Below are 13,662 nucleotides of genomic sequence, written 5' to 3'. Positions count from 1 at the left end.
TCTCTTGTTCATGTCCGCAGCCCTGCAGCAGACTTAAGTCGTTGCAGGGCTCAGTCATCAAACAAGAGAGAATGAACTTCCGTTTGTACGGCTAGTTTAAATACTAATTTATGAGTTCTTTTTTTACACTCGCACCTTTTCTATCCTAACCATTCCAGTGCCCAGACACAGGATGAATGCCCCAGATATCGGTGGCATACTCACTTATTGTCCGGTCGCTGGAGAAAATGCCTGAGTGTGCTGTGTTAAGTACAGCCTTGCGAGTCCAGCCGGGAACATCGCGATACGCTTGATCAATTGCTACATGTGCATCAGCGTACGCTGCAAAATCGCGCAATACAAAGTATTCATCCCCATGTGCTAACAATGAGTCATAAATATCCCAGAACTCGCCATCCCGATCACAGAATGCCCCCGGATGCACCAATTGCTCCACGACTTCACGAATACGTTCATCCTGATTCACGATTTCGTTCGGACGGTAATTGCCGTTCCGATAATATTCCAATACTTCGTCGGCACGCAAGCCATAGATGAACATATTCTCTTCACCGACTTGCTCTGCCATCTCCACATTGGCCCCATCCATCGTACCAATCGTCAGTGCGCCATTCATCATAAATTTCATATTGCCTGTACCCGAGGCTTCTTTCCCTGCTGTTGAGATCTGTTCACTCACATCTGCCGCAGGGATAATTTTCTCGGCGAGCGACACAGAATAGTTCTCCAGGAAAAAGACCTTCAACCGGTCATTTACCGCTGCATCGCGATTCACGGTATCTGAGACCGTATTGATCAGTTTGATGATTTTTTTGGCAAAATAATAACTTGGTGCTGCCTTCGCTCCAAAGATAAACGTACGCGGCACCATATCAAACGACGCATCGCTTTTCAACTGGTTATACAAATGCATGACATGCAAAATGTTCAGGAGCTGTCTTTTGTACCCATGCAACCTTTTCACCTGCACGTCAAACACGGAATCCGGATCAACGGGTACACCCGTGTGATCTAGGATGTAAGACGCCAGACGATGTTTGTTATCTCGTTTGATCGCACGAAATTGCTCCTGGAACGCGGATTGATCGGCGTAATCAGCCAGTTGCTCCAGTTTGCCAGGTTCCGTAACCCATTCATTGCCGATCGTATCTGTAATGAGATTGGACAGCTTCGGGTTGGCATGCATTAACCAGCGACGGTGCGTGATGCCATTTGTTTTATTGTTAAAGCGTTCAGGATATAGGGCGTAAAACGGGGCCATCTCCCGCTCTTTCAAAATCTCGGTATGCAGTGCGGCCACACCATTGACACTATGACTGCCTACGATGGCAAGGTGTGCCATACGGACCTGATCATTCGCAATAATCGCCATATGCTCGATGCGTTCGTCATCACCCGGATAACGGTCCAGCAGCAACCCACAGAAACGTTTATTAATCTCTTCAATAATCATATAAATGCGTGGCAGTAGCTTGCTGATCATGGCTACAGGCCATTTTTCAAGCGCTTCGCTTAGTGTCGTGTGATTGGTATAAGATACAGTGCGTGTAGTAATATCCCAAGCTTCATCCCAGCCGTAGCCCTTATCATCCATTAGAATTCGCATAAGTTCAGGAATGACCAGCGTAGGATGGGTATCATTGATATGGAAAGCCACTTTGTCTGGCAAGCGATCATAAGACAGTCCTAGCTTACTAAAGGTACGTAGTGCACTTTGCACACCTGCGGAACACATAAAGTATTGCTGCTTCAACCGTAGCAATTTACCCTCGTATTGGGAATCATCCGGGTATAGGAATTCAGAGATCGACTCCACGGAACGGCTATAATCCAGATATCCGTAATAGTTCGAAGGCGTATCCAGTGACGTCTCCCGTTTCGGCTCTGCACTCCATAGCCGTAATGTGTTGACATGGGACTGGCCATAACCGATAACGGGCACATCATACGGTACGGCAACAACCGATTCAGCATCCTTCGTCACGAAATGGTAATGTCCATCTTGCTCATAGGCTTCGACCCGGCCCCAGAACTGAACTTCCACCTTTTTGTCTGGACGCCGTACTTCCCACTCGTTACCCTTATCCAGCCAGTTATCAGGCAACTCGACCTGATTGCCATTGATAATTTTTTGCTCGAACAAACCGTACTTATATCGGATACCGCATCCATGTCCCGCATAGCCAAGGGAGGCCAAGGAGTCCAGGAAACAGGCAGCAAGCCTTCCCAGTCCACCGTTACCCAATCCTGCGTCCGCTTCCTGTTCTTCGATACACTCCAGTGAAAAGCCAAGTTCCGCCAAACTGTCACGAACCAGTTCCAGCTCATTTACGTTCAGCAAATTGTTGCCGAGCAGACGTCCAATCAGAAACTCCAGCGAGAAGTAATATACTTGTTTATCCTGACGCTGCTTGAATCCCTGATTCGAGGCTGCCCAGTCCTGACCCACATATTCCCGAATCATACTGCCGAGAACATGGTACACGTCTTCTTTCGTAGCTTCTTCAATTGGTTTGCCCAGTTTGCTAACGAGATTCCGTTGAAAAATTGATTTGAACGTTTCTTTGTTGTCAAACAAAAGTAGGTTCCTCCCGGTGAAATCCTGCGGGTGAGGACGGTTCGTGACTAGTTCGAAGGCATGCGTTTACACCTTTTAAAGCTGGACGTTGGAGCCGAGCACCCGTTTCAGTCACGAATCATTCTTTCGATCGCTGTTGTCTCTTCCATTTCCTGATCACCTTTTACAAGGTTGAAATGGAGAGACAAAGGCGAACGCTTCGCTTCTCCAGAATTGATTTCGTTCCCTCCACTGCGTCTGCACCAACATAGCAACTTTGACGGTAGCACTTCATACGTTCAAACAGACACGAACCTGAAAACTTACCCGCAGGATTTTATTTTTTTATATATAGCTATGGATGATATCGGACAGATTTCGGCTTTAAATAATAGTGCTTTTGGCTAAAATATACGGGTTCGACGGGGCACCGATTAACGTCTGCCCGCCGGTCAGCTTCACATCTTTATCCAGAATGACATTCTCCAGCACAGTCCCCTCGCCAATATAACATTTCTGCATAATGATCGAACCCTTAATCTTCGCACCCTTAGCCACATGCACACCTCGGAACAGGATGCTGTCCTGCACTTCACCGCCAACGATGCAGCCATTGGCAAGCAAGGAATGTTTGACATCCGCAGATTCCAGATATTTGGCAGGGGCTTCGTATTTGATTTTGGTTTGTACGGGATCTTCTTTGAACAACTGTTCATACTGTCCTGTATTCAGCAGATCCATGCTATTACGGTAATAGCTGTCAATCGAGTTAATTACGGCATGATACCCTTCGTAGGCATAAGCTGCAATCTTCAATCCGCTCGGATTTTTCAGAATGGCGTCACGGAAGAAATGAGTCTCGCCATGTTCAATACAGCGCTGCACCTGTTTAAGGAACAGTTCTTTTTCCATGATAAAAATCTCCGTATATATATTCGTATGGTCAGCACATTGGTGAATGTCCACCACATTGCCGTCTTCATCATGATCGACTTTGATGCAGGATTCATGCTCAGGCAGCACTTGGTCTACTTTTTTGCAAACCAGCGTGACGTCAGCTCCCTTACGGATATGATACTGGTATACATCCTGAAGATCGGCCTTGGTCACATGCCGGCTGCCTGCATGCACAACGTATTGCCCGGCGCCTCTTTTGAAGAAATCCAGATTGTTGTGAAAATGTTGCAAATCTCCCTGCGACGTGTCCGTTGGATCGTTCCAATCCGGAGGAAGAATAAACATGCCCCCATGTTTGCGGTCCAAATCCCAAGGCTTACCGTCACCCAGATGATCCATCAGCGAACGGTATTTGCGGCGAACAAAGACACCAATGCTCTCAATACCCGCATTCATCATGTTAGACAGGACAAAATCAATCAGACGATAACGCCCGGCATAAGGTACCGCGGCTCCGCAGCGAAAGTACGTCAATTCCTTCAATTCTTCCAGTTCATGGTCAAGGTTAATAACTCCAATTAGTGATTTCATGCCGCGCACCGTCCTTTGCCAACATTTTGGTCAATCAATTCGCTATTCCTTGACGCAACTGTCGTTCCAATTCTTCCTGATCTACCAGTAAAATATCATTTTCGTCTCCAGGCGCGGGGGCAATCTGGGTTCCATCCGGAATGACTAAGCCTTCAGCGATAATGGCGTTGTGAATGGACACATTACGGCCAATTTTGACCCGAGGCATAACAACGGAATCGATTACTGCACTGTTCTCTCCCACCTCGGTTCCATAGAACAGGACGGAATGATTCACCTCACCGTGCACGATGCTTCCCTCACTGATGATGCAGTTGCGCACCTTGGCGGCAGGCGATATATATTGAGCAGGCTGGTTCGGGTTACGCGTGAAAATACGCCAGCTCGGATCATTCAGATTCAGCGGTGTTTCCTCGTCCAGCAGATCCATATTGGATTCCCACAGACTGCGAATGGTTCCAACGTCTTTCCAGTATCCTTGGAACGGGTAAGCAACTAAAGATTTATCATTTTCAAGCAACAACGGAATGATGTCTTTACCAAAATCATAGGAGGTGGATGCCTGCTGTTCGTCCTGAATCAGGAACCGTTTCAACACATCCCATTTGAAGAGATAGATGCCCATGGAAGCAAGCGTGCTTCGGGGCTGAGAAGGTTTTTCTTCGAACTCATAGATGCTGTAGTCTTCATTCGTATTCAAAATGCCAAAGCGGCTCGCTTCTTCTAGCGGTACGTCAATCACGGAAATGGTGCAATCGGCATTTTTTTCCTTGTGATACCGGAGCATCTTATCATAGTCCATCTTATAAATATGATCACCCGATAGAATCAGCACATGTTCGGGATCAAATTGTTCAATAAAGTTCAGGTTACGGTAAATCGCGTCAGCAGTCCCGCGGTACCAGTTACTTCCGTCTTCCCGTTCATGGGGAGGAAGCACATAAACCCCGCCATTTTTACGATCCAGATCCCAGTCACTGCCAATACCGATGTAGGAATGCAAGACAAGTGGTTCATATTGGGTCAACACACCCACGGTATCAATACCTGAATTCGAGCAATTGCTCAGTGGAAAATCAATAATGCGGTAGGTTCCCCCAAAATAAACAGCGGGTTTTGCCAGTGATTTCGTCAATCCCTTTAATCGTTTCCCCTGCCCTCCGGCGAGCAGCATCGCTACAACCTCTTTTTTTGCCATCATTACAGCCTCCTCCACGTGCATTCATTCTGATTCATCTCAGAGCCCATAATCGATATTCTGTTGTGAAAACACGGCTGTCTTGATTAGGAGCATGCTGTACAGATGTGTAACGGAATAAAGACATCATTCATATGTAACCGGACGTCTTTCGTTAGATGATCACTGGAATGTTGATGCGGATCGAATTAATGATCCAGTTTGGTTCGAATTTCTTTTCAAATGCAAATAATGCGACGATGATGGTGTGTTTTAATGCATGTAGATGGTGTTGGTGTTGCAGAGCATGTTGATTGTGTAGAAAGTGACTTGGCTTGCATTGTAGACTGTGCTAGCGATGGGTAATGAAAAATGAGCTTATTACCCATTAAACAGGAATTCGATCGGGGAATCTTGCGGTAACAGCAAATTTGAAAAAAAATCAGGGCATCGCTGGTTTGAACCTTACGCGCTCCTGTAACTGCAGCTGTTATGTTAATCTATTCGATAGATACGAATTAAAATCCTCTTGGTAATAATTTGGTAAAATGATACACCTTGATAATCAGAATGATGTATATACATCAAAAATGTAAGCAATCTCACAATTCATATCTGATTAAGTCAAAAAAGCCGCTGATCTCAGCGACTCCATTGTACCATTATTTTTTTCTCTGTAGTCTATGTCGGAGCAGATATATAAGTTTCTCTCTATCCTTTATTTGTATTGGTTCTACATTATCTTTCGGAAAAGGTTCATCACCTCATCCTTGGACGGTTGATACGGATTACCAGGTGCACAAGCATCTTTCATTGCATTCCTTGCAAGCAATTCCACATCCGGATTCTGTACCCCAAGTTCGGACAGCTTTTCAGGAATACCCACTTCTTTGGCCAGGTTCCGAATTGCTGTAACGACGTATTGTGCACATTCCTCATCGGTGCGCTCCTTCACATCCATACCGATTGCCTTGGCGATATGACGGAATTTGTCCGGCACATGTTTCGCATTCATCTCTTCAACATAAGGAAGCAACATCGCGTTGCACACACCGTGCGGCAGATCATACACCCCGCCTAATTGATGTGCCATGGCATGAACATATCCGAGACCCGCATTGTTAAAAGCAATACCTCCCAGGAAACAGGCGTAAGTCATATATTCCCTTGCTTCCAGATCTGTCCCATCCTTCACCGCTCTTGGCAAATATTCAAAGATCAATTTGACCGCCGCCGCCGCAGTTGCACTTGTAACCGTAAACCCACCTGGTGTAACCATCGCTTCAACCGCATGGGTTAACGCGTCCATACCCGTTGCAGCAGTCAGACTCGCGGGTTTACTCAGCATAAGCTCTGGATCATTTACCGACAGATCAACTAGACAGTTCCGATCTACCATTACCATTTTCACTTTTCGCTCCTCATCTGTAATGACGTAGTTCATCGTCACCTCGCTGGATGTACCAGCTGTTGTATTCACAGCTACCAGCGGGACCGATTTGGTTCGGGATTGATGCAGTCCTTCATATTGACGGATGTGTCCACCGTTGGCAGCAACGATTCCAATCGCTTTTGCCGCATCCTGCGGTGAACCTCCGCCTATCGATATAATGGCGTCACAGCCATGGTTCTGGAATACTTGTAACCCTTCATGCACTTGCTCACACGTTGGATTGGGCTGTACCTCATCATACACGACATAGTCTAACCCTGCTTTTCGCAGCGTAGACAATACACGTTCGGCAATACCTGACGTAACCAGTTCCTGATCCGTAACAACCAGTGCCTTACGTATACTCATCTGTCCAATCATTGGAGCTGCATCCTGCAAACACCCTCTACCCATCAAATTCACGGGTGGGACATAATATGCATGCGTTGCCATCTGAACCAGCCTCCTGTAACCCTGATTTACTATCTTTATTGTAACTGAATCCGTTTCCAGCTATAGTGAAATAAATCACAATCAATTGATAAATGTTACATGATCCCATGAAGCTAACCGGATTTTATTGTTTTTCGATCATAAAAAGACGACCTAGACACCTTCAGGGTCTAAGTCGCCATATCGTTTGATTCGTTTTCCGATTACAATGCCTTGTCGTTAACACCATCTAGCCATGCTTCAATCTCACCAATGACGGATGATACGCAGCCGTCTTCAAACGGTGATTTCAAACCAGCAAGCTCCACCAGACCTGTGAAGGACAGGCTACCGCCAGCTTTGCACAATGTCAGATAATCAGCCCATGCTGATTTCATATCTTCATTACTGCGTTTCCAGAACTGGAACGCACAGATTTGTGCCAGCGTGTAGTCAATGTAATAGAATGGTGAAGAGAAAATATGACCTTGTTTATGCCAAAATCCGCCTTGCTCCAGATACGCGTTATCCTTGTAGTTGATATGTGGCAGATAGATTTTCTCGATATTGCGCCAAGCCTGTTTGCGCTCAGTCGGTGTCGCATCTGGATTCGCATACACAAAATGCTGGAATTCATCCACAGCGACCCCGTAAGGAATGAACAATAACGCAGAGGACAAATGGTCAAACTTATACTTGTCTGTATCTTCTTTGAAGAACAGCTCCATCCACGGCCAAGTGAAAAACTCCATACTCATCGAATGAATCTCTGCAGATTCGAAGGTTGGCCAGTTATATTCCGGCACTGCAAAATTGCGGCTCTCATACACCTGGAACGCATGTCCTGCTTCGTGAGTCAATACATCAATGTCACCCGACGTACCGTTGAAGTTGGAGAAAATAAACGGCACTTTGTAATCGTTCAGGAACGTACAATATCCACCGCCCTGTTTGCCTTTTTTGCTTACCAGATCCATCAATTCGTTGTCAGTCATCATCTGGAAAAACACATCGGTCTCTGGTGAAAGTTCTGCGTACATGCGTTTCCCGTTCTCTACGATCCAGTCCGGATCACCTTTGGGTGTTGGATTGCCCGTTTTGAAACTAAAACCTTGATCGTAAAAATAAAGTGTATCGACATCAATCCGGCTACGCTGACGCTCTCTAAGCTTGGTCGCAACAGGGACGATGTAGTCGCGGACTTGCGCGCGGAAATTAGCGACCATCTCCGCATTATAATCTGTACGGTTCATACGGTCATAACCAAGCTCCACATAGCTCGGATACCCCAGTTTTTTCGCAATCTGTGTACGTACCTTCACCAGTTCGTCGTAAATGCGGTCAAATTCAGCTTCGTGCTCCGCCATAAATGTATATCGGGCTTCTGAAGCACGTTCACGCATCGAGCGATCCGTAGACAGCTCAAACGGATGAAGCTGAGGCAGCGTGCGCTCTTCGCCTTCGAATGGAATTTTGGCAGAAGCAATCAGCTGATTGTATTCCGTAGAAAGTTTATTTTCCTTCTGGAGGTCTTCAATGATCTCCGGGCTGAATGTTTTCAAAGCTTGCTCAGCGAGCTGAAACAGCTGGGGTCCCCACTTTTTCTCTAGTTCTGCACGGAACTTGGAGTTCACCAGCGCACGGTAAAAATCGGTAATGTATTCTTGGACAACAGGCTGACTATCGTCCAGGAATTCATTCTCTGCCTTATAAAACTCATCATTGGTATCAATAGAATGACGGATATAGACCAGCTGTGCTTGCGTTTCAAAATCGTTACGCAAAGCATTGATCTTGTCCATGAATTCACTCTGCTCTTCCACTGTAGATGCCGCTTCGAATCCCTTCAGCAGTTCACCGAAAGAGGTCTTGATGTGTTCCAGATCGGGACGTGTATACGTGTATTCACTAAACTTCATTTATGTACACCCTTTCCTGTTTGGCAAATTTCGGGAAAAACCCGAGAAGCTATCCCTTATTATACAAAAGTGAAGCTTAAAAATCCCAACTTTACGAAAAATATTTGTCCATCGGTCAAATGCTTTTACATAAATATCAAATAAGCCCGCCTCGCATCTGCGAAGCAAGCTTATAGGCTTGTCTTTTTTTCAATTGTTCCTATGGATGGTTCCACAATTAATGTTTGTCTTCGTCAACAATCTTATAGAACCAGCCCATTCCAATCATACCCACAACCATAATCACAGCCAGAATAATAATATAAGTCATGAATGTACCCCCCTTGCCCGTATATTCATCTCTATCTTAGTGTACACGCGGAATGACCTTTTGAATTAACAGAGTATTGACAAAAATACGAAATCTTTAATTTTAATCAACGATAAACATCACTTTCACTTTACTTTTTTTTATCCAGCGCCATAGTTATCGCACCATAGAGCTCGCTTTATGCATCTTGTTCGCATCTCCAGTCGTTCCGTTGTATACTATACTTCTGGATTGGATAGATATGGACATAACTACACTAGACCTACGCAGAAAGGCAGGCTCTTCATGTCAACTCGTAATTATATACGTCATTTATCGCTTTCTATTATACTTGCCCTCATGCTTATCATGTTATCCGCCTGTGCAGATGGAGAAGCTCATGTAACCGTGAATACAAACGGAACGGCCGATCTGGATCTGAATCTAAGTGTGTCGGACTCGGCTCTTGGCAAAATTGGACAAGACAATCTAATGTCTTTGCTAGCGGAAGCATTGGAGCGAAATAACTTTAAGGCAGAAGTGACCAAACAGGCAGATCAGAACGTATTGAAAGCAACGACCCATTATGAGAAAAGCAACATGACCGGATTCGATTCCTCGAAGCTACCGACAGGAATTCATATCGAACGATCAACAACACCAGGTTTTTTCACATCCCGAATGCATATCCTTGCTGAAGCTGACCTTATGGAATCGATGCCGGATGGGGATATTAAAGATAGGATCAACAGCGTTCCGGGTTTTCTCAAACGTCTTTTGTTAAAAGATGTGAATTTTGATTTCAAACTTTCTCTGCCGATTAAAGCTCAAGACTCTAATGCCGATCAGGTAGAGGATGGCGGCAAAACGTTGATCTGGAACGTTTCTCCCTTGCAAAAGAATAAGCTGGATTTGACGGTACAGATTCCGAATATTCGGAATATCCTGTTGGTGGCCATCGCTGGCCTTGTACTGATCCTGGTCCTGCTCATCTGGTTCTTTATACGGCGCAGACGGTCAAGACGACAGCAAAATTCGTTTTGAAAACCCTGAAAATTCATAACAACTTCCATGCAATCTGATTTGTGACTTGCCAAACGGTGTTATGGATAGTAGAATACATCCGTACTGTGAGAACGGTTAACGATGATTAAAGCACAACTAAAGAGGTGAACAAGTTTCATGAATATCCGGGAATGCGCCCTGCCTGGTATCGGGGTGAAGTACCAGTTTCATACAAAAGGTGGTAATCAGTTAGTTATCATCAAACATGAAGACGGACGCCGTGAGTTATTTTCGGTAAATCCGCAAGATAATGAAGAGCTTACGCTGATCGCAGAATTGGAAGATGATGAATGTGTAACACTCTCAGGATTAATCGGAGGATGGTCCTGAGTACGAGCTTCCTAGCAGTTTAGTAACTTCAACACACTTAAGCGCACAAAAAAACAGCAAATTTCAGCCCAAAAAACCTGTGCTCCTTTGGAGATACAGGTTTTTGTCTTTGGTATTCTTTGGGTACCCTCAAAATCTAACGTATAATTACAAGCCTAGCTCTTCGTTTGACGTTTGGGCTGCTGTTACTTCTGACACTTTCGTATGTCCACGTTTAATTCGCCCGCTGGGAATGAATATAAGGTACCCATGTGTTCAGCACCCGGACAATTTCTGCAGAGTGGAAAGGTTTGCTTATGAAGTCTTGCATTCCGCATTGCAGACATGCTTCCCTGTCTCGTTCCCCCGCAAAAGCCGTTATTGCGGCGATGACAGGGATTGCCGGATGCATTTTCCTAATTTCACAAGTCGCTTCAATCCCATCCATCACAGGCATTTGAATATCCATGAAAATTAAATCATAAGGGGTGGTTGCGAGCAAATGTATAGCTTGTTCTCCATTTTCCACAACATCGCACACCCCGCCAAATTTGCGAAGCATTTCCTCCAGAAGATGGCTATTCACAGCCTGATCCTCGGCAATCAAAATCCGAATGCCTTGTGCAAGGCGGTTACGCTCTGGCAATTCTACCGTGACAGCAACCTCACCTTCTTCTGACACCATTTCCTCCTCTCTCCACTTGTCCAGCATAATAGTAAACTGGAATTCCGCCCCCTGCCCAATCTCACTTTGAACTCCGATAGCTCCGCCCATCAGCTCCACTAATTTCTTGCTAATGGCAAGTCCCAGTCCCGTTCCTCCAAATTTCCGATTAATCGCTGGGTCCAACTGGGAGAAGGATTGAAATAATTGATGCTGTTTATCAAATGCAATACCAATGCCTGTATCTTTGACTTTAAACGAAAGCATCACCTGATCTGGACCATATGCTTGCGAAGAATCCATCTCCGCAATGATCGTGACGCTTCCTTTTTCAGTAAATTTAACAGCATTACCCACCAAATTAATCAGAATTTGACGAATTCTTGTCTCATCTCCGCATACACGTTCCGGAATGTGATCCGATACTTCACTGTACAGCTCAATATTCTTCTCAGAGGCTTTAATGGAGAACAGCTCTATTACACTGCTTAACATGTCCCGAATATCTACTGGCCCCTGTTCCAGATCCATTTTACCTGCTTCGATTTTACTGAAATCCAGTATTTCATTCAAAATATAGAGTAGCGACTCCCCGCTACCAATCATAATCTCGGCAAATCCCTGTTGCTCCTCATTCAGCTCCGTTTCCATCAAAAGATGTGCCATTCCCATAATCCCGTTTAGCGGTGTACGAAGCTCGTGGCTCATAATGGCAAGAAACTCGGATTTTGCACGATCCGCATGCTCTGCTGCTTCCTTGGCACGAATGATTTCTTTTACCGAAGTCATATCACGGAAGACCAGCACAGCACCACGTGTTTTCCCTTGATCCATAATCGGCTTCAGTTGGAACTCTGCGAGAAAACTCGATCCGTCCTGACGCCAAAATACGGATTCGGTACGAGGCAAGGCCCTACCTTCACGCACAGCCCGCAAAATAGGTGTGCCGTTCGTCGGATATGGAATGCCCTCGCTCTGCATCTGTATCATCATTTTTTCCAAAGGTTTACCGTTCATCTCACTCGGACAGATATTCATCATCTCCGCCGCTGCAGGATTGGCAAAATTCACGTTTCCATCCAGATCCAGCCCAATCACACCTTCTGACATTCCATTCAAGATCAGTGCTCTTTCATAACTTAAATTTTCAATCTCTTCGACGTAACGTTTGGCTGCTGTAACATCACTCGTAATGCCATAGACACCAACCACTTTATCTTCTAATAAAATAGGAACGTTGATCACACTTGTCTCGATTCGTTGTCCATCCTTATGAATCAGACCAATCTCATAACGCTGCGCTACACCCTTGACCGATTCTTCAAAATGATAACGTGTCTTCTCCAAATCGACCGGATCAATCAGATGATCAAAAGGTCTGCTTAACAGTTCTTCTTTGCTATGCCCTGTTAATTGCTCCTGCCCAACATTCGCTTTCAGCAAGTTACCGTCCAGATCCAGAGATGCCACACCAAGCGGATTACAATCAAACAACGACTTGTACTCCTGCAAATTCAATTGTTGCTGTTTGCTTTCTGTAATATCACGTGTGACAGCAACCATCTCTTGCAAATTTCCCGACTCGTCACAAACATAATGGGTCAGCGTGTCCGCCCATACAAGGGAACCATCTTTGTGCACTAGACGATAACTAATCCGCTCCGGAGTGAGCCCGATCATCTGACGGCGGATATAAGCCTTTACAGCCGGGATATCGTCCTGATGAATACAGAACATTCCTGAGCGTCCGATCATTTCTTCAGGCTCGTAACCGAGCATTTTTCTGCTGGCATGTGATACATATTTGAACGTGCGCTCGGCATCCGCTTCGTGAATTGCAATCAGATCCATGGATGATTCAGCCAGGATGCGCGAAATACGACTACTTTCTTCCAGTTGCTGACGCTGTTCAAGGAGTGTTTCTTCTGCCTCTTTTTGCTTCGTAATGTCTGCAGCTTGTACTAGTAAATATAATGGCTCTCCGCTTACCTCGTCCCGGACAATGCAAGCTCTGATTGTTGCCCACAGCAACGTGCCGTTTTTTCGTTTCAGGCGCACCTCTGTTTCGTACATCGGCTGTTCACCGTTAGTCATCTCCCAGAAATTCCTGCGAAACTCTTCGTACCTGAGGTCCTCTTCATATATCATATGTACAACGGAAGTATGCAACAGTTCTTCCTCCGTTGATCCAAGCATCTCGCAAAAAGCTGGATTTAACTGCACCCACAGTCCATTAACATGAGAAGCGACAGCAATGCCGATTGGCGCGTGTGTGTATAATTGTTCGAACAGAGACCGGCTCTGTGTGATGGAGTTCGACACTACGTATC

Annotated in this window: 8 protein-coding genes; 2 read left to right on the top strand and 6 right to left on the bottom strand. The window is 45.4% G+C overall.

Going from position 1 to position 13,662, the window contains the following annotated elements; genetic code table 11:
• Positions 1–145: 145 nt before the first annotated feature.
• The 5 genes from M3629_RS05620 to M3629_RS05600 form a co-directional block, all read right to left on the bottom strand.
• The gene (locus tag M3629_RS05620) at positions 146–2,578 is read right to left on the bottom strand and encodes a glycogen/starch/alpha-glucan phosphorylase (protein WP_251503229.1); all 2,433 of its coding nucleotides are present in this window, start codon (positions 2,576–2,578) and stop codon (positions 146–148) included.
• Positions 2,579–2,941: 363 nt separating this feature from the next.
• A complete protein-coding gene (gene glgD / locus M3629_RS05615; RefSeq protein ID WP_251503228.1) occupies positions 2,942–4,045 on the bottom strand; it encodes a glucose-1-phosphate adenylyltransferase subunit GlgD in 1,104 nt (367 codons plus the stop codon).
• A 34-nt stretch (positions 4,046–4,079) separates the two neighbouring features.
• Complete coding sequence (locus M3629_RS05610) at positions 4,080–5,243, bottom strand: glucose-1-phosphate adenylyltransferase (RefSeq protein WP_285888422.1); 1,164 nt, start codon at positions 5,241–5,243, stop codon at positions 4,080–4,082.
• Between the two features lie 712 nt (positions 5,244–5,955).
• Positions 5,956–7,107, bottom strand: coding sequence for an iron-containing alcohol dehydrogenase (locus M3629_RS05605; protein ID WP_251503226.1), 1,152 nt, complete (start codon positions 7,105–7,107; stop codon positions 5,956–5,958).
• Positions 7,108–7,310: 203 nt separating this feature from the next.
• The gene (locus M3629_RS05600) at positions 7,311–9,005 is read right to left on the bottom strand and encodes a M3 family oligoendopeptidase (protein ID WP_251503225.1); all 1,695 of its coding nucleotides are present in this window, start codon (positions 9,003–9,005) and stop codon (positions 7,311–7,313) included.
• Positions 9,006–9,600: 595 nt separating this feature from the next.
• On the opposite strand from M3629_RS05600, the gene M3629_RS05595 reads away from it, so the two are divergent.
• Both M3629_RS05595 and M3629_RS05590 read left to right on the top strand, forming a co-directional pair.
• Positions 9,601–10,338, top strand: a complete 738-nt coding sequence (locus tag M3629_RS05595; RefSeq protein WP_251503224.1) for a hypothetical protein — start codon at positions 9,601–9,603, stop codon at positions 10,336–10,338.
• 138 nt (positions 10,339–10,476) lie between these two features.
• A complete protein-coding gene (locus tag M3629_RS05590; RefSeq protein ID WP_090920691.1) occupies positions 10,477–10,689 on the top strand; it encodes a hypothetical protein in 213 nt (70 codons plus the stop codon).
• Between the two features lie 214 nt (positions 10,690–10,903).
• On the opposite strand, the gene M3629_RS05585 is transcribed toward M3629_RS05590, so the two are convergent.
• Positions 10,904–13,654, bottom strand: coding sequence for a PAS domain-containing hybrid sensor histidine kinase/response regulator (locus M3629_RS05585; protein WP_251503223.1), 2,751 nt, complete (start codon positions 13,652–13,654; stop codon positions 10,904–10,906).
• Between the last annotated feature and the right edge of the window lie 8 nt (positions 13,655–13,662).

Source organism: Paenibacillus polysaccharolyticus (assembly GCF_023714295.1).
In the GTDB taxonomy this organism is placed as follows: Bacteria; Bacillota; Bacilli; order Paenibacillales; family Paenibacillaceae; genus Paenibacillus; species Paenibacillus polysaccharolyticus_A.
This window is presented reverse-complemented; position numbering and strand designations above follow the sequence as displayed.

Excerpts from the sequence above, each read along its gene's own strand:
- glgD (WP_251503228.1), bottom strand. The coding sequence starts at position 4,045 with ATGAAATCACTAATTGGAGTTATTAACCTTGACCATGAACTGGAAGAA.
- M3629_RS05595 (WP_251503224.1), top strand. The coding sequence starts at position 9,601 with ATGTCAACTCGTAATTATATACGTCATTTATCGCTTTCTATTATACTT.
- M3629_RS05590 (WP_090920691.1), top strand. The coding sequence starts at position 10,477 with ATGAATATCCGGGAATGCGCCCTGCCTGGTATCGGGGTGAAGTACCAG.
- M3629_RS05610 (WP_285888422.1), bottom strand. The coding sequence starts at position 5,243 with ATGGCAAAAAAAGAGGTTGTAGCGATGCTGCTCGCCGGAGGGCAGGGG.
- M3629_RS05605 (WP_251503226.1), bottom strand. The coding sequence starts at position 7,107 with ATGGCAACGCATGCATATTATGTCCCACCCGTGAATTTGATGGGTAGA.
- M3629_RS05600 (WP_251503225.1), bottom strand. The coding sequence starts at position 9,005 with ATGAAGTTTAGTGAATACACGTATACACGTCCCGATCTGGAACACATC.